General features: G+C 43.4%; 20 protein-coding genes. 2 read left to right on the top strand and 18 right to left on the bottom strand.

From position 1 onward, the window contains the following. Positions 1-598: 598 nt before the first annotated feature. Positions 599-1621 carry a branched-chain amino acid aminotransferase gene (locus tag BLR65_RS27520; RefSeq protein WP_093797846.1) on the top strand — a complete coding sequence of 341 codons (1023 nt, stop codon included), beginning with the start codon at positions 599-601 and terminating at the stop codon, positions 1619-1621. An 8-nt stretch (positions 1622-1629) separates the two neighbouring features. Here BLR65_RS27520 and BLR65_RS27515 read toward each other — a convergent pair whose 3' ends face one another. The 6 genes from BLR65_RS27515 to BLR65_RS30260 form a co-directional block, all read right to left on the bottom strand. Then, on the bottom strand, positions 1630-2814 hold the full coding sequence (locus BLR65_RS27515; protein WP_245693092.1) for a sensor histidine kinase: 1185 nt from the start codon (positions 2812-2814) through the stop codon (positions 1630-1632). After that, entirely contained in the window at positions 2774-3469 is a 696-nt protein-coding gene (locus BLR65_RS27510) for a response regulator transcription factor (protein ID WP_093797842.1), read from the bottom strand. Before BLR65_RS27510 ends, BLR65_RS27515 begins: the two co-directional genes overlap by 41 nt. A gap of 146 nt (positions 3470-3615) precedes the next feature. Beyond that, on the bottom strand, positions 3616-3894 hold the full coding sequence (locus BLR65_RS27505) for a DUF2680 domain-containing protein (RefSeq protein WP_093797840.1): 279 nt from the start codon (positions 3892-3894) through the stop codon (positions 3616-3618). Positions 3895-4119: 225 nt separating this feature from the next. Then, positions 4120-4803 carry a TerC family protein gene (locus BLR65_RS27500; protein WP_093797838.1) on the bottom strand — a complete coding sequence of 228 codons (684 nt, stop codon included), beginning with the start codon at positions 4801-4803 and terminating at the stop codon, positions 4120-4122. A gap of 54 nt (positions 4804-4857) precedes the next feature. After that, the gene (locus BLR65_RS27495; RefSeq protein ID WP_093797836.1) at positions 4858-5220 is read right to left on the bottom strand and encodes a PAS domain-containing protein; all 363 of its coding nucleotides are present in this window, start codon (positions 5218-5220) and stop codon (positions 4858-4860) included. Continuing rightward, on the bottom strand, positions 5207-5374 hold the full coding sequence (locus BLR65_RS30260) for a hypothetical protein (RefSeq protein WP_176772820.1): 168 nt from the start codon (positions 5372-5374) through the stop codon (positions 5207-5209). Before BLR65_RS30260 ends, BLR65_RS27495 begins: the two co-directional genes overlap by 14 nt. Positions 5375-6143: 769 nt before the next feature. Here BLR65_RS30260 and BLR65_RS27485 point away from each other — a divergent pair. Further along, positions 6144-6494 (top strand): magnetosome magnetite crystal formation protein family, encoded by a 351-nt coding sequence (locus tag BLR65_RS27485; RefSeq protein ID WP_093797832.1) that lies wholly within the window; start codon positions 6144-6146, stop codon positions 6492-6494. A gap of 97 nt (positions 6495-6591) precedes the next feature. Here the strand turns inward: BLR65_RS27485 and BLR65_RS30250 are convergent, their stop codons facing one another. From BLR65_RS30250 to BLR65_RS27430, 12 genes are all read right to left on the bottom strand, one after another. Then, positions 6592-6753 carry a hypothetical protein gene (locus BLR65_RS30250; protein ID WP_169716671.1) on the bottom strand — a complete coding sequence of 54 codons (162 nt, stop codon included), beginning with the start codon at positions 6751-6753 and terminating at the stop codon, positions 6592-6594. Positions 6754-6771: 18 nt separating this feature from the next. Beyond that, complete coding sequence (locus BLR65_RS27480; RefSeq protein WP_093797830.1) at positions 6772-7074, bottom strand: DUF2325 domain-containing protein; 303 nt, start codon at positions 7072-7074, stop codon at positions 6772-6774. A gap of 26 nt (positions 7075-7100) precedes the next feature. Then, positions 7101-7727: an HD-GYP domain-containing protein gene (locus tag BLR65_RS27475; RefSeq protein ID WP_093797828.1), complete on the bottom strand. Its 627-nt coding sequence runs from the start codon at positions 7725-7727 to the stop codon at positions 7101-7103. A gap of 233 nt (positions 7728-7960) precedes the next feature. Further along, positions 7961-10333 carry a ferrous iron transport protein B gene (feoB, locus tag BLR65_RS27470; protein ID WP_093797826.1) on the bottom strand — a complete coding sequence of 791 codons (2373 nt, stop codon included), beginning with the start codon at positions 10331-10333 and terminating at the stop codon, positions 7961-7963. 32 nt (positions 10334-10365) lie between these two features. Then, on the bottom strand, positions 10366-10599 hold the full coding sequence (locus BLR65_RS27465) for a FeoA family protein (RefSeq protein WP_093797824.1): 234 nt from the start codon (positions 10597-10599) through the stop codon (positions 10366-10368). A 306-nt stretch (positions 10600-10905) separates the two neighbouring features. Continuing rightward, positions 10906-11502 carry a hypothetical protein gene (locus tag BLR65_RS27460; RefSeq protein WP_093797822.1) on the bottom strand — a complete coding sequence of 199 codons (597 nt, stop codon included), beginning with the start codon at positions 11500-11502 and terminating at the stop codon, positions 10906-10908. A 24-nt stretch (positions 11503-11526) separates the two neighbouring features. After that, the gene (locus BLR65_RS27455; RefSeq protein WP_093797820.1) at positions 11527-12024 is read right to left on the bottom strand and encodes a MogA/MoaB family molybdenum cofactor biosynthesis protein; all 498 of its coding nucleotides are present in this window, start codon (positions 12022-12024) and stop codon (positions 11527-11529) included. After that, positions 12021-12548 carry a molybdopterin-binding protein gene (locus tag BLR65_RS27450; protein WP_211285028.1) on the bottom strand — a complete coding sequence of 176 codons (528 nt, stop codon included), beginning with the start codon at positions 12546-12548 and terminating at the stop codon, positions 12021-12023. Before BLR65_RS27450 ends, BLR65_RS27455 begins: the two co-directional genes overlap by 4 nt. Beyond that, a complete protein-coding gene (locus tag BLR65_RS27445) occupies positions 12548-12916 on the bottom strand; it encodes a hypothetical protein (RefSeq protein ID WP_093797818.1) in 369 nt (122 codons plus the stop codon). The genes BLR65_RS27450 and BLR65_RS27445 overlap by 1 nt, the downstream gene beginning before the upstream one ends. 28 nt (positions 12917-12944) lie before the next feature. Then, on the bottom strand, positions 12945-13967 hold the full coding sequence (locus BLR65_RS27440; protein ID WP_093797816.1) for a hypothetical protein: 1023 nt from the start codon (positions 13965-13967) through the stop codon (positions 12945-12947). A 28-nt stretch (positions 13968-13995) separates the two neighbouring features. Then, positions 13996-14376 carry a hypothetical protein gene (locus BLR65_RS27435; protein WP_093797814.1) on the bottom strand — a complete coding sequence of 127 codons (381 nt, stop codon included), beginning with the start codon at positions 14374-14376 and terminating at the stop codon, positions 13996-13998. A gap of 43 nt (positions 14377-14419) precedes the next feature. Next, positions 14420-15664 (bottom strand): nickel pincer cofactor-dependent isomerase, group 22, encoded by a 1245-nt coding sequence (locus BLR65_RS27430; protein ID WP_093797812.1) that lies wholly within the window; start codon positions 15662-15664, stop codon positions 14420-14422. Between the last annotated feature and the right edge of the window lie 207 nt (positions 15665-15871).

Genomic DNA, 15871 nt, shown 5'->3' with positions numbered 1-15871 from the left:
CCATTATCGGCAGAGTATAACGGTGCAAAGGGTGCTTCATCAATCTGGCTGAAAACGTGTTCGTAAAATATGGGAGCCCAACTGGCCATTAAGCGTTTTTGTTGACTGGGGTGTAAATGCTGGAAGTCATCAAACAAGCGTTCCTGAAGGTTTGAATTATTTTTGCGAAACATTTATATTCGCTCACTTTCAAATATCGTTATGTTTATAATAATAATATTCGACTTCAAGCAGAAAATCCCTGTTCACAATACCTACAAAACCTTATTTCATAAGGGCTTTAGGTCATTTTTTCTCGGTAACTGATACCCCTGTGCAGGGGGAGTTTTCGCAGTAGAATCATCTATATACTGTCCAATAGAGATTTACAGTCATGGTGGTAGTAAATGCAAAAGTAATAGCCGGCTCTGGAGCGTTACTAACATCCTGTCAGAAAAAATCCTTATTTATTGGCTTTCATATAGGTCATGGAGATGGTAATAAAAGAACAGCTGATTTATTTATCAAATATAAAACTTTAAGGCAATGACTTTTGTTATCGTCTTGCCGGAACTATCAGCGTTACTACTTTACTTTAATTCAGGAGTGATACAAAATTATGACTAAACTCGCAGACATTGATTGGGACAACTTGGGATTCAACTATATAAAAACAGACTTTCGCTATATTTCCACTTGGAAAGATGGGAAATGGGATAAAGGGCAACTCGTAACTGATAATAAACTTTTAATCAGTGAAGCGTCAACCGCATTGCATTATGGGCAGCAATGCTTCGAAGGCTTAAAGGCATACAGAACAGCCAACGGAAACATTCAGCTTTTTCGTCCTTATGAAAATGCCAAACGGTTAAATCTTGGCGCTCGTCGCCTGTTGATGCCGGAAATTCCCGAAGAAAAATTTGTAGATGCCGTCCTCCAAGTAGTACGTGCCAACGAAGGTTATGTTCCACCTTATGGCACTGGTGCTACTCTTTATATCAGACCGTTACTCATTGGCGTCGGTGACAACATCGGTGTCGGCGCGGCCCCGGAATATTTATTTTCTGTTTTTTGCGTTCCGGTCGGCCCTTATTTCAAAGGGGGTATGACTCCTGTTAATTTTACTGTTTCCGACTTTGACCGGGCAGCCCCCTACGGGACAGGAGCCGCCAAAGTAGGAGGCAACTACGCCGCAAGCCTGTATTCCTATCATTTGGCTAAAAAAGGCGGGTTTGGTGATTGTATCTACCTTGATCCGCTGACCCATACAAAAATTGAAGAAGTCGGCTCAGCCAATTTCTTCGGTATTACCTGGGATAATGAATTTGTAACGCCAAAATCGCCTTCGATTCTACCAAGTATTACAAAATATTCCCTTCTCTATCTGGCTAAAGAATACATGGGATTAAAAACGGCAGAGAGAGATGTTTGCATTGACAATCTCCAAGAGTTCAAAGAAGCGGGTGCTTGTGGAACGGCAGCAGTGATTACGCCCATTGGCGGTATTCACTACAAAGACAAACTCCATGTCTTTTATAGCGAAACTGAAGTTGGTCCGATTACTACCAAACTCTATAACACGCTCTGTGGTATTCAATTTGGCAATCTAGAAGCGCCTACCGGCTGGATCATTAAGGTCTAATTTGGAGGTTATGGCTTTTTCATCAACTTTGCTGGTAATAGCACACAAAATAAACTTCCCTTGCCCATTACGCTCTCTACCTGCACTTTGCCGCCATGAATTTCCGTAAGTTGTTTGACAATTGCCAAACCAAGTCCACTACCCCCACTTTTTCTATCCCGTGATTTATCCCCCCGGTAGAAGTGGTCAAAAATGAAGGGCAGATCCTTCTCATTTATACCTGGACCATTGTCGGCAACACCTATTTTAATCCAGTCTTGTTCTGCATACTGGATTAACTCGGTAGAAACCGTCACACAGCCGCCGACAGAAGTATAGCGAATCGCATTGGTAATAAGGTTGTAAAAGATTTGGCTAATTCTATCCGCATCGGCTGTAATTGCGGGCAGCCCAACCATCAAGTTTTGTTTAACGGTAATTTTTTTCTCGTCGGCAAGAGGTTTCAGCATATATACGGTCTTTTCCAGCGTATGATTAACATTAACGTCTCTGACCTCCAGCGATAATTGCCGAACCTCTGCTAATGACAGGTCCTTTAAGTCTTTAATCAGTCGTGACAAACGAACCGCCTCTTCATGGAGAGAGCTAAGCTTTTTGGGGGTTGGTTCAATAATACCGTCAATCATGCCTTCCAAGTGGCCCTGAATTACAGCCAACGGGGTTCGCAATTCATGAGCTACGTTTGCAAGAAACTGCTGTCGAAGTTTATTGTTGCTGTCAAGAGTTTCAGCCATTCGGTTAAAGATTAAAGCCAGGCTGCCAACTTCATCTTTAGAATTAATGGGAACCTTCTGGGCAAAATTGCCTCGCTCGATCTCCAGTGCAGCCGCACTAAGCTTTCTCAGCGGTGTGGTAATACTGCGGGCCAAAGCATAGCTGGCAGCCAATCCGACAATTAATATAGCTATGCCAACCCAAATCAATGATTGATGCACAGAAGTTAAAAAGTTTTGCTCAGATATCCCCATCATACCGGTTTGTTCTTGAAAATCCGGACTCATATGTGTCATTATACTGTGATGGACTTCCATTTGTTGGATAGTTACGTATTCCTGAAACAGATCCGTCATTTGCGCATTAGCAAGATAGATAAGTAAAAATACGGTTATTGCTACCGCCAAAAACATCAAACCGGTAATTCGATAAATAATGCTATTCATTCTGATTCCCTGCCATTCGATATCCCACTCCATACACAGTTTGAATAAATATGGGGTCTTTAGGGTTATCCTCGATTTTCCGTCGCAGGTTTTTTACATGCGCATCAATTGTACGTTCATAGCCCTCAAAAGAATAGCCTTGCGCCTGCTCAACGATTTGTAATCGGCTGAATACCCGGCCCGGACTAGACGCTAAAAGCTCCAATATTTTAAACTCAGTGGGTGTTAGTTCAATAGGTTGCCCGTCCTTTGTTACTTGATGCTGTTCAATGTTAATAACGACATCTCCCATTTGTAATGGCTGCGTTTTCACTGTTATTCCTTTTGTTCGGCGGAGTATCGCTTTGACGCGCGCCACTACTTCTTTGGGGCTGAAGGGCTTGGTAACATAGTCGTCAGCGCCAATTTCTAAGCCAATAAGTCTGTCGCTTTCTTCATCGCGGGCAGTGAGCATTAAAATTGGCACCTCACTTTCCCGCCGAAGTGTCCTGCAGATATCCCATCCATCCATTCCAGGAAGCATCAAGTCGAGTACCAGTATATCCGTTTTTTTTTCTCTAGCGGTTTTTAAGGCTGTCAATCCATCATTGGCCGTGTATACGATAAACCCGTCCTTCTGAAAATATAATTCCAGCAACTCTACCAACTTTATATCATCATCTACAATTAATACTGACTTTTGTGTCATCGATTACCCTCCGCTCTCTATTAATATACCTATATTATACATGCCAAATAGGAATTACTTTATAGCATGAAGATATTTTAACTTTTTATAGGATTTGTTTGGGCGTAAAAACAGTCCTCTTGCTTGAGGACTGTTTTTGCGGTCAATTATTGCTGTGGAATGGTTGTCGTGCTTTGATCACCGGAGTGACAAACCGTATTAGAGTTCATCATGGAACCCATACTGGCCATATGATCATCCATAACTTTGGCTTGCTCCGGCGTTAATGTACCGTCTTTCACATGCTGATCTACCATTTTCTTGTGTATCTCGTACATTTGGGTTTTATCCGTCATACCCGTTTTAGGTGACTCCGCAAAAGCGAAGGTTGCTCCCAATGCGACTACCAAAGATGCAGCTAACCCAATAATTAAACCTTTTTTCATTATATGTCCTCCTTTAGCTGGATTTGCCTTAATTATAACAAGCCATTATGAAGAACCTGTGAAGATTGTTTGAAGAATTGGTGTGATTTAGTGCATGCAGAAATTAGCTCAATAGATAATTAACCCCCATAAATTAGCCCTAATTGGCTATCTATGGGGGTTATTAGCCAACAGAAAAATTTACAAAAAAGTTATTATCGTCTGTCGTTCTTTATTGTCCGCCAATCATCCCTTTGCACTATTCCTCGCTTGTAACAAAAAGCCCACCACCACAACACCAACCGATAATCCAATCTCAATAAGTCCTTCATATCCCTTAGTCAAAAAACTAACAGCTTTATCACCTATGATCATTTCCGCAGCCGCATAACCAAGAATACCGGCGCCTAAATATACAATTAACGGAAATCTATCCATTAGTTTCATCAGTATCTGGGCCCCAAAGATCACTAATGGTATACTCGTAGCTAAACCGACAATAATTAATGCATACTTACCGGTTGAAACGGTTTGGGATATGGCGGCAAGCGCCAGCACATTATCTAAACTCATTACTAAATCAGCCAAAAGAATTACCTTAATTGCTTCTTTTAAGGAAATCGCTTCCTCATAATTATTTCCCTCTTCATTCGCATTTAATAGACTAATTGCTATCCATAACAGCGCTATACCGCCGGCAAGCTGAAAATAGGGAATATTCAGCAAATAAGCAGCTACAAAAGTAAGCACAATTCTTAAAATAACTGCCCCCGCGCTCCCCCATAATATCGCAGTTTTTCGTTGTTCAGAAGATAGATTTTTGCTTGCTAAGGCAATTATGACTGCATTATCGCCACTTAAAATTAAATTCATAAAGAGAATGCTTCCCAATGCAACAAACCATTCTGTTCCGAAACCAATAAAGTTCATCCATTATCCTCCTGCACTTCAGCTTGGTAGCATTCTTTATTATTCGCTCTGGCGCTAATAAAATTCATTTTCCCCCAAATATAATCCTAGACTTACTTCAGCGTCAAACTCGCGTTTTTCACGTAAATACCGCCATTCAAATACACAAGGTTTACCCAACGAAAGCTTTTTTCTGATATCGCGAGCCTTCGGCTTTGAGGTTTGCCCATTCGGCTGGTATACCGGTGACAAAGCTTCCGGACTGCAACCAATAATATCTTGATAGGAAAGGTCAAAAAGTAATTCTGTACAATAATTGCAATCTACAATCACTCCATTATGTAATATAAAAATGGCTTCATTTGCATATTCAAATAAAGTTCGAAATTTTATTTCGTTTTGGCGTAAAGCTTCTGTTTTTTGTTCAATTACCCTCATCAGTTGATTGAATCCGATAAGAAGTGTCCTCCTTAGAGGAAAATCCCTGATTATATTTTTGGATAATAGGATTTATCGTATTTAAAGCTAATTCTGTCATGCGCATCAGTTCTAGTTCACGGTGTTCATACGTCTTTTTCTCAAATTCATCCATCAAAAAGCCCATAGTTATCATTAATCCAATACCACATACCACATGCAAGAGAAGCTATCAAAAGCCTTGCCCACGTTTTATCAAGCCACAATACAAATTTCCGCAAGTTTTTCACTCCATAATAAATTAGTCGTAAAGGCTTGAATTTTATTCTCTTACAGCCTCATGAGTCAGGCAATTTTGCCAGGTTCGGCACAATTGCCTGTACATATAGCGAGCCTTTAATAGGAATATCTAGTATTCCCAACCGATCCCCAACATACCGTTGTCTGTTTGTCTGCTTATACTTGTCAAAATTCGCCATTGATTCGTCATTCCCCTTTGATTCGACACTATTTTCTGTAATGTTTTGTATAAAATAACCAGCCGATATTTTGCCGGCTGATTATTTTAACATTTTGAAATGCATATGCATAGGTTTCAGTAAAAGGCAACTGTATAATCCCCTGCCTTACTTATTGGCAAAAGTAGTAAAACCTGTTGCTGAAATCAGATGAATTTCTCTCCATTCTGGATTAAACTATATCCATACTTTACCGACTGAGAGGTCAGTTATGAAAACAGTATTTTTGAATGCCGCTACATTAGATTCTTCTTTTATCCAGGTAAAATCTATTAATGTGGTAAATGAGAAAGTTTAATACCTAATAGGTTGCAGAATTCCAAAACAAGTTGTAAAATATTAAAAACTTCACAAATTGTCCGTTCCAAAGCCAATTGCACAGGATAATCAAATACGGCCACTTATACAGGTATAGGAGGTGTACTAGTGCAAACAAATGTCACTAGTGAACAAAAGGTATTTGCCATTACCGCACATATCGCTTATTTATTAGGCATTGGTTTCATTTTAGCTCCACTGCTCATCTTGCTTTTGCGAAAAGATGATCCCTTTGTAATCCATCACGCCAAACAGGCGCTAGGCGCTCATGTAATTATTCTCATTCTTTCTTCCATCGTATTTTTTTTGTGCATGTTTCTTATTGGCATACTGCTAATTCCAATTCTAGCTATTCTATGGATTCTTTTGTTAGTAACATCTATTATCGCCGCGATAAGGGCTTTAAATGGTGAACTATATTATTATCCGTTTATCCAATCGATAATTAATAAGTTTTAAAAATATGAATGCCCCAAGTTCTCATTTCACGAGCTTGAGGCATTCATTTAGTTTATCCTACAGCACACCGATATACCAATTAGTCACATACTAGTCATTATTTTTTTGGGGGCTTACAATGGCAACTACCCGCAGATACCTGGCACGATCCATTACTGCCACAGTTACAAACGTCTTTACCGTTAATTCCCCGCCAAATTAAATAAACGATATATCCCAAAGCCGCTGCAACAATTCCTCCCAAAACTACTGTTTCCATTTTATACACCCCTAATAATCAATTTATTCTAATACCGGCGATATTGCCCAAACGAAGTTTTTCTTCAACCGCCCGCCATGATCTCTTGGCATAAATCAAAGGGACGGAACGTGACTTAGCTATATATTTCACCGTCCGGGCCGTGCCATGGTTAACGTAGTCAGTAAAGATTAAAACAAAGGCTGTGGCCTTTGGCAGGCTGATTTTATTTTTATCCAGAGCCTTTCGTCCGGATATATGTAACAGTTCCGTAACCCCAAGCGAGTATAAGTTTTTTTCAATTCCCCCAAGATAATCTCCACCAATAACCACAACCGACATCGGCTTCACCCTTTCTTACTTGTTTTTTAGTTAAACCCTACTAAACAGCTTGTATATCCCTGCATGTATCTAAATTCCCCCTTGCTCTTAAGGGAAAACAAGATATCAATAACCGCCGGATCAAATTGAGTTCCCCTGCACTTCTTCATTCCCAGCATAGTTTTATCAAAACTAAGCGCCGGCCGGTAGGCCCGTGTACTTGTCATAGCATCGAAAGCATCGGCAACAGCGACAATCCTGGCACCTAAAGAAATTGCCTCTCCCTGAAGCCCGTCAGGATATCCCTTCCCGTCAAATCGTTCGTGATGATGTCGTACTATATCAGCGACCGGATGAAGCACGCCTATTTTGCTGACAATGTTATTACCAATTTCAGGATGTTTGCGGATCATAGCAAACTCTCTGTTGGTCAACTTACCCGGTTTATTAAGAATAATGTCGGGAACTCCTATTTTGCCAATATCATGCAAGTGAGCGCCGATATGAATTCTTGTTTGTTCTTGAACAGGCAGGCCCAGACCGTTTGCGAGCAGCAAAGATAATTCCGCAACCCGTTCAGAATGTCCGCACATAAAAGAATTTTTAGCGTCTAACGCTGCAGTTAACCCCTCTACTATTTCGTGTAAATCTTCCGGTGTAAAATGATTCAACATAAATAATCCCTCCCCGGGTATCAACTGCAGACAACTTGATTGATTAGACCGGTATCAGGGTCAAAACTTGATACACGGTTACGGCCAGTACGCTTAGAATAATAGCTTCCCACCTTCACCCGGTAACTTATGTTAGGTTAGATGTACAATACTATGAGACGAGTCATATATGCTTTTTGATACAGCCCGAACAGGTTCGAGCTGTATCAAACTTTTTTATGGCTCTTACAGAATCAATACCCCAAAAATTTTCCGATCTGGTATACAGCCAAAGCTAATACCCAGGCTAATACGGTTGAATAGACCGAACTAAACAAAGGCCATTTCCATGAATTTGTTTCCCTGCGAACAACGGCTAACGCTGCCAGACACGGCGAATAAATTAGCGTAAAAATCATCAAGCTATACGCAACCAGCGGACTAAAAGCACCATCATTAGCTAACGCCTGCTGCAACCCTGTAGAATCATCTTCGACATCGCCAACACTGTAGATGGTACCCAATGTACTAACAAGTACTTCTTTCGCTGCCACTGCCGAGACTAGTCCGACGCCCATTTTCCAATCAAAACCTAAAGGCTGGATAACCGGTTCCACAAAATGACCGAACTGACCGGCGTAACTAAGGGACAGTTTTTCGGAAGCTTTCTCTTCATCAAGTTTTTCCACAGCCTCTTTCCGCGCATTGTCCATATTCCAGTAAGATAGCGCATAAGGATACAGCACGGGATTCGCTTGTTTAAGTTCCAGAAGCTGCGGATTATCGGCAGTCTCATCTTCACTTTCAGTTAGGCCGTTGGCGGCTTGCGCGTCAGCGCCTTCTTCTTCCTGTGATTTAATTTCGTCTATTTGTCCCACTAAGGCTTGCAGCGATGCATTATCTTCCAGTTTTTCTAATTGCAGCGGCAGTAAAACCTTTTCCGTTACCTGATTAGTAAAAGATTCTTCCACAGTTGCTTGCAAACCATCAAAATCTTTGCTGTATTGCACCTCACTGGGATAATTGACTAAAAACCAGACAAGAATAGCTGCCGCTAAAATTAAGGTACCGGCCTTTTTAAGATATAGCACGCTGCGCTCCCACATGTGCGTCAGAATGCTGCGAAGTGTCGGAATGTGATATTGCGGCATTTCCATGACAAAAGCTTCAGTGGTTCCCGGGAACAAGAATTTACGGAAAAGCAATGCCATAACGACAGCTAATAAAATGCCAATAAAATAGATCGAAAACAATACACTGCCAGCTAACTCTTCCGGAAAAAAAGCGGCAATTAAAATAGTATATACCGGCAAACGAGCGCTGCAACTCATCAACGGACTCACCAATATGGTCACCATCCTGTCCCGCGGATTATCCAGCGTACGGGTGCCCATAATGGCCGGAACGTTACAGCCAAACCCCAAAAGCAGCGGAATAAACGATTTACCATGCAGCCCTACAGCCCGCATCACACGGTCCATAACAAAGGCGGCCCGGGCCATATAGCCGGTATCTTCCAGCAAAGCAATGCCAAAAAACAGCAACAATATCTGCGGCAAAAAGCTGATAACCGAACCTACCCCGCCAATAACACCGTCTATCAGCAATGATTTAAGATCACCTTCAACCATGTACTGCCCCACAAAATCGCCGACCCACGTTATGGCATCTTCGAGCCACCCCTGCGGATATTGCCCAACAGCAAAAACGAAATTAAATAATAGCCACATAATGCCAAAAAAGATGGGTAATCCCATAATCCGGTGGGTTAAAACATTATCAATTTTATCCGATATGGTTTGCATCCCGTTAGTGTGCGATGCAATGGCTTCCTTGCAAATCTCTCCTACAAAGCGGTAACGATATTCGGCAATGATAAGGGCAATGTCATCATGATAAACAGCTTCCAGGTCTGTCCGCGCTTTTTCGGCCAGGGACAATATTTTTTCGCCGCCGGCAATAGTTCTGATTGCACTTACTACATCCTGGTCATTCTCTAAGAGTTTGATTGCCAGCCACCGCAAGGGATATTTCACCACCGTAAGCGAAGTAATGCCGGCAATTATTTCATTTATTTTTGTCTCAATCTCTGTGCCGTAATTCATGGCAAAAGGCTGCGGTTTGTCTGTATTGGCAACCTTCGTCACTGTTTCAAGCAACTCATCAGTTCCCTGATTGCGGTTACCTACCGTACGAACCACCGGCACACCAAGTTTGCGTGTTAACGCATCGTCATTTATTTTCTGCCCCATTTTTTCAGCCATATCGGCCATATTAAGCGCCAACACCACTGGCCGTTCCAATTCCAGCAGTTGGACAGCTAAATATAAGTTTCGCTCCAGATTGGAAGCATCCAGGATATTGATAATTATATCGGGTCTGTCATTAATGATTACATTTCGTGCCACCAATTCATCCAAGGCATTTGCCGTCAAGCTGTATGTACCGGGTAAATCAACAAAGAGCAAGTCCTTACCCTGATATCGGCAAAATCCTTCCCGTTTTTCTACCGTTACACCGGGATAATTACCCACATGTTGGCGAGCCCCCGTGATATTATTAAAAATGGTCGTTTTACCAGAATTGGGATTACCGGCCAAAGCTACTGTCATACTTGTAGTCGCCATTTCATTTCCTCCTCGTTTTTTCCAGCTTATAGTTAGCTGTGTTCTTGCACTTCGATCAGTGCAGCCTCTGATTTGCGCAAAGAAAGGTTAAAGTTCTTCACCTTAATTTCCATCGGATCACCGAGTGGAGCGTACTTTTGTACTTTTATCTGTGTTCCGGCAACAAGCCCCATGTCTATGATGCGGCGCTTTATCGCCCCACTACCGGTAACCTTTGTCACCACAGCCTTATCGCCGGTTCGCAACTGATTCAGTGTTTTTTGCATAATTACCTCCCAATTATATTAAAATTTGATATTAATAATCATTCTCACTAATAGAGCAAAAGAAATATCTTTGACAGGCAAAGATATAAAATACTCTTTTGTCTTCAGTGTAAGATTAGCACTGCATGGTTTTTATAATAATAATCATTCTCAATTAGTAGAATAGCACAGCCTCCATTTGTTGTCAAGTTCTCTTATCCTGTATCCTGAAATTTATTTCTGCCTTAGACCTTTCCGGCATAGGCCTCTCACCAATGTCATTCCGTTATACCTTTGCTAACAGCAAAAAGGCGAGACAGAACTCGCCTATAACTCAGCCAAACGCCAGACTTCAGTTTTTTCCCCTTGGCGAATGAGAGCTGCACCGCAGGCTGTTGGCCCGCTGCCATCAGTGATTCCTATCACTTTACCAGCCCCCATCCGCGTCAGGTACTCGGATAAGCTTATGAGCGTCATGTGATTAGGTACGCTTTCCGTACAAATAGCCTGTACTCTAGCAGGCAAATCCGGTATTTCCCGGTCGGCGGCCAGACCTGGTCCACCGGGAAAAGTTAACAGACTCCAGCCATTATTCATGGCTTCACTGCAGCCTCCGGCCGAACAGGCTGTTTGACCCGGATCCCCCAGCACTCCGCCGGAGAAACCGGCAACACCTGGTACATGCAGTGTACAACCGGCCAAAAACGTTGCTGCCGCCAGCGATTGCAGGCGATTTGCCAGCAAACAGTCCAGCGTTACAGGGTCGCATTCTTTAGAAACTATCAAAGACTGCAGCTCATAACCCGCTGAAACAAACAAATTATAAGCCTGTTCGTCAGGAATGCAGCCTGCCAGTATGAACGGATACCCCTGACCGGTACGTCCGCCAAGCATCAGTAAATCAACGATTCGGTATATACGCATAGAAAACAGCTACCACTTTCTGCGCTAATATTTCAAATGCCCCTTAGAGCCACAAAAATGGCCGCCTGGTCCAAAAAGCAGATGATTAAGAACAAAGGGTTTGATTACCCCCTCCAAAGCAGCGGCAACTTCATCCGTACGCCCCGGTAGAGCAATAATATAGATGGCTCCTTTTTTGATAACAGCGGGTGTGGCAATAGCCGACATCGGACCACAGGCTAATATCATAGCAGCAGATATCGCCCGTTCCAGCGGGGGTAGATGCCTGCCCGCAATCTTTTCCAAAGCTTCTGCCGTATTATCGCGATCCATCAAGCCTGTCCCGCCGTTGGTTATCACCAAATCAGCAGTTTCCAGTAATTGCAAAACATTTTCCTCAATAGCAGCCACATCATCGGTACACACCCGATACTCCACAGTGTTGAAAAACGGCCCCAGTATTTCCTTAATCTTAGGTCCACTCAAGTCTACGCGTTTTCCCACAGGTACTGAATCTGATATTGTCAAAATTGCCAGTTTCATCGAATATTGCCTCCGCTGGGATATTGGGCTAATACTGCGCTAGCTACTTGCTCGGCAATGACTGTCAGGTCCACGCCTGCGGCTATTGCCTCCAGCAATGCCTTGCCAGCTGCGACAGCTTCCGTATAAGGACCGGGAACATTTGCCACCAGACAATTTTCTCGCATGCGGCCAACCACCAGGCGAGACCACAAATGTCCGTTAAATCCGTAAATTTCTTTAACCACTTTCCTTGTAAGCATGCTGTCAAGAGCTATATGCGTCTCATCGGCTGCCAAATCGGCATCAAATTTCTTACCGCCGCCTGATCCGCCAATAACAATGATGAGATCACAGGTTTCATAGCGTTTTATTGTCTGGCAGATGGCATCAAGGTTATCAATAACCGGGGTAATCCGCTGAATGCAGGCTTGGGGGAATTTTCCCAAAACCATCGCCATCAAGGCCGGGCTGTTGGTATCAAGGACTACGCCGTTATACACTTCATCGCCAGTGGGAACAATCACTACCTTGTTTACAATCATTATAATCCCACCCATTTCTCTTTTGGGCAAACGGCCTTCGGTCTGCCTGCCAGTTCGGTTGTGGAAACCTCCCGTGCCTTTTCGGCGGCTGCAATACAGGCCACATCCGATGCCGTCAGACCCGGTATTAAGGAAATAGCCGTAATCAACCCCTGCTCATTACGCAGGATAGCTTCAGGCTCCAGACCATACACATCCATTTTAATAGACTGGCTGCTCACGCCGATTACGCGCACCGGACAGCCGATCTCCCGGGAGACGACAGCTTCCAAATCCACCGGTCTGATCCCTTTGACGTTGATGCCGGTAATTTTTACAATGGTTTTGTCCACATAGGCCACAATTTTATCTTCCGCATTGTCTGCCATCAGTTCCCCCCCCTTTCTTGTAGCAGTTTTAAGCCTCAATCTCCATCTGTTTGAAATAGTCTGTTGACTTAACCCTTCTGGGTTCTACCAGTCCGGGAATTATTTCGTCGGCACGGGCTAAAATTTCATCACGGGTCAGATGCGGCGACGGATTAAGAAACTGTTGTCTGGATAACCCGACACTTTCAAGTTCCAGCCAGGCACGGTCCTGAATATTTTTCATCGCAATATCACTGCCAAAAGCATGAGCCACACATAAAACGGCCGGCGAACAGCCAAGATGTTTTCCGGGAATAATTCCTTGTTCTAAAACATCAAGGATATGCTTGGCCAGAATGTCTTTAGGCGCAACAACACAGGGAATGCTGGCCTTGAGAGTTTGGGCATAAGCACCACAGTTATGGGCCGTCTCGCCGGCAGCGAATTGGCGCGTCGGAAAAACGCGGCCAAATTTTTCAGCCACAGTCATACCAATGCCGACAGACATAACCCCTCCGGTTACGGCAAAAACAATCTCTCCTTCATTCATTACCTGTAATTGTCCTAAAATGGGAAACAGCATTTCCTCCATAGTAACTGCATTCATCATTTCCGTTGCCGAATTATTATTAATTGCTTTACCTGTCATACAAACATTGTGGACAGGTATCAGCTTTTTAGCCGGGTCAGGACCACGGAATAAACGACAGTTCGGGTACATATGCGCTAAAGGCCGAAGATGCGGCTCTTCTGCTAAAAGCGCTTCATCCACCTCAATTTCCTCCATATGCAATATGCCAAATTCCCGGTGAATCTTGCCGCCATCTGCCGCCGCCATGGTAATAATAGCTCCTTTAACAATTACTCCATCGCTGGTCGTAGTCACAGCATCAAGATCAAAAACATTAATAGCCACTGGTCCGCCGATGGCAGATGCAATGCTCTTCAATGCTTTTTCTTCTGAAACTGCGGCCATTTCTATAGCCTTTTTATCGACAAGCGCAATACCAATTGGTGCACCGGTTTTGGCACCAACACCTTTTTCTAAATAGCGGAACTTTAAATTACCCATGTTACACCTCTATTTTCCATATTAGCTTTTAATGGCAGCCAAGCAATGGACGCCGGTCCTCAACTTCCTTAAAACCTTCTAATTCCACCTCTTCCGTTGGATGGATAATATTGATTACTTCCATAATTGCTTTGGTAGGTTTGCCTTCATCGTCAAAACCTTTAATCACCACAGTATGCATTGTTTCCGGTACTCGTGGCAATACAACCACTTCCACCCGCCGGGTTTGTTTCTGACCGGCGACTTCGGATATAGCATCTTCGATCCGGCCAGTACGGAGAGACTGCATTTTTGCTGATTTGAGATTTTCTACGCCCCGCAACTCGACTTGTTTATTAGGCGACTGTTCAATGGCCGCCCCCTGCATTTTTATTTTGAACTCTGGCAGACTCGTATGCATGAGCCTCATAGTTTTCAACTCCTTGTTATAATAAAAAATTTGATTTTTGTGCTTACCACGACAATATTAAATTATTATCGCTATTAAAAACTTCAGTGACAGCAGTAGCTTCCACAGCATATTCCGCCGGTACTTCCCTGATTAATGCCGGGGAAATATACATCTTGCTAAGCGAGACCGTGTTTTTTATAAACACGATTCGCGCGCTATCCCAATCTACCGGGCGCCCGCACGTTTTGAGCGCAACATTGATGGCTTTGTAATCATCCGGCATTTTGATAGGCACGAACCCCCGCTCTATAAAACCTGAGGTGATGGTATTGACATATGTTATTGCGAAATCCACTTTATTATACAGGCGCTCCGTTATCACGTCCGCAATTCCCATGCCATTGCCGTTACCGCCTGATTCCTCAGTCAGATCCAACACCACGATCCGTTTTGGTGCTCCAGGCTCACGGGGCGCAGCTTCAAGACGCATCCGTCTCGTAACATTAGGATCAATGCCGACACCGGAAATATTTTTTCCCATTTCCTGAATAACAAGTACATCCAAATGATCAAAAGGAATTTGCGGCAACAATTTCTTGGAATATATCAACAATTCCTTTTCCCGGGAGAAAATATTCTCGCGTCCCAACACCTCAATAAATGCTGTCTCGTCAAATTTATTTTCAATAATGGCAACCGCTGCTATAAGCGGAATCCGTTTCAGAACAGCGTCCGATATTTGCGGAATGAGTTTTATTAGCCCCCCGCTGCCGTGACGATGGACACCCTCAGCCTGTACCTTCTTGCCTATGCCAATGGTTAACATTTTTACCACGCCGCTTTCATGCGGGCCATGAAAATCAGTATGTGCTTTTACTCTGTTAACAGGTACGATGCCATCTAAAGCCACAGCGTTTCTGTCGGCATACACCGGCTGGCCGCCAACATTTCCCACCTGTTCCACTTCCATACCGGAAACAACAGGCGCTCCGAGATATTCTTCCGTAAGGCCGTATTCCGCCAAAACAGCCTTCTGCCCTTCAGCAGTAGCCCCGCCATGGCTGCCCATGGCCGGCAGAACAACTACCTCCGCCCCGGCTGCCTGCAGCAGCTTGACAACATGCTTAACAATTTCTTTATAATTGCAGATTCCCCGGCTGCCTGCCAAAACGCCAATTTTTTTACTTTGAAGTGACTTTCCCGCTGTTTGCCGGTTAAATCCGTCATCAATGAGGCGAAATATGTCCACAAGTTCTAATTTTCCCGGTCGATCCATGTCTTTAATTAAGTACAGTTTTTGTTCCATACCTATACCGCCTCCCAACTTTACGCATTCGCAAGTCCCGGGCAGGCAAGATTATTCTTGCCCGGTAGCCAATCTTTTATAATTTTCCAGTCTTTCGCTGGCATCACGCTCTGTTTTCTCAAACAAATTCTCAGCCAGATCAGGATATTGCTGTTTCAAGGCCGAATAGCGTACTTCACCCAGCAAAAACTCTCTAAAACTCATAGT

The sequence above is a fragment of the Sporomusa acidovorans genome (assembly GCF_900101845.1).
GTDB lineage: Bacteria > Bacillota > Negativicutes > Sporomusales > Sporomusaceae > Sporomusa > Sporomusa acidovorans.
This window is presented reverse-complemented; position numbering and strand designations above follow the sequence as displayed.

Bases quoted from the DNA above. Each gene is read 5' to 3' on its own strand.
- BLR65_RS27460 (WP_093797822.1), bottom strand. From the start codon at position 11,502: ATGCGTATATACCGAATCGTTGATTTACTGATGCTTGGCGGACGTACC.
- BLR65_RS27455 (WP_093797820.1), bottom strand. From the start codon at position 12,024: ATGAAACTGGCAATTTTGACAATATCAGATTCAGTACCTGTGGGAAAA.
- BLR65_RS27520 (WP_093797846.1), top strand. From the start codon at position 599: ATGACTAAACTCGCAGACATTGATTGGGACAACTTGGGATTCAACTAT.
- BLR65_RS27445 (WP_093797818.1), bottom strand. From the start codon at position 12,916: ATGGCAGACAATGCGGAAGATAAAATTGTGGCCTATGTGGACAAAACC.
- BLR65_RS27505 (WP_093797840.1), bottom strand. From the start codon at position 3,894: ATGAAAAAAGGTTTAATTATTGGGTTAGCTGCATCTTTGGTAGTCGCA.
- BLR65_RS27495 (WP_093797836.1), bottom strand. From the start codon at position 5,220: ATGAGGGTAATTGAACAAAAAACAGAAGCTTTACGCCAAAACGAAATA.
- BLR65_RS27480 (WP_093797830.1), bottom strand. From the start codon at position 7,074: ATGTCGGTTGTGGTTATTGGTGGAGATTATCTTGGGGGAATTGAAAAA.
- BLR65_RS27515 (WP_245693092.1), bottom strand. From the start codon at position 2,814: ATGGAGTGGGATATCGAATGGCAGGGAATCAGAATGAATAGCATTATT.
- BLR65_RS27450 (WP_211285028.1), bottom strand. From the start codon at position 12,548: ATGATTGTAAACAAGGTAGTGATTGTTCCCACTGGCGATGAAGTGTAT.
- BLR65_RS30250 (WP_169716671.1), bottom strand. From the start codon at position 6,753: ATGGAAACAGTAGTTTTGGGAGGAATTGTTGCAGCGGCTTTGGGATAT.
- BLR65_RS27475 (WP_093797828.1), bottom strand. From the start codon at position 7,727: ATGTTGAATCATTTTACACCGGAAGATTTACACGAAATAGTAGAGGGG.
- BLR65_RS27430 (WP_093797812.1), bottom strand. From the start codon at position 15,664: ATGGAACAAAAACTGTACTTAATTAAAGACATGGATCGACCGGGAAAA.
- BLR65_RS27435 (WP_093797814.1), bottom strand. From the start codon at position 14,376: ATGAGGCTCATGCATACGAGTCTGCCAGAGTTCAAAATAAAAATGCAG.
- BLR65_RS27500 (WP_093797838.1), bottom strand. From the start codon at position 4,803: ATGAACTTTATTGGTTTCGGAACAGAATGGTTTGTTGCATTGGGAAGC.
- BLR65_RS30260 (WP_176772820.1), bottom strand. From the start codon at position 5,374: ATGGATGAATTTGAGAAAAAGACGTATGAACACCGTGAACTAGAACTG.
- BLR65_RS27465 (WP_093797824.1), bottom strand. From the start codon at position 10,599: ATGCAAAAAACACTGAATCAGTTGCGAACCGGCGATAAGGCTGTGGTG.
- feoB (WP_093797826.1), bottom strand. From the start codon at position 10,333: ATGGCGACTACAAGTATGACAGTAGCTTTGGCCGGTAATCCCAATTCT.
- BLR65_RS27510 (WP_093797842.1), bottom strand. From the start codon at position 3,469: ATGACACAAAAGTCAGTATTAATTGTAGATGATGATATAAAGTTGGTA.
- BLR65_RS27440 (WP_093797816.1), bottom strand. From the start codon at position 13,967: ATGGGTAATTTAAAGTTCCGCTATTTAGAAAAAGGTGTTGGTGCCAAA.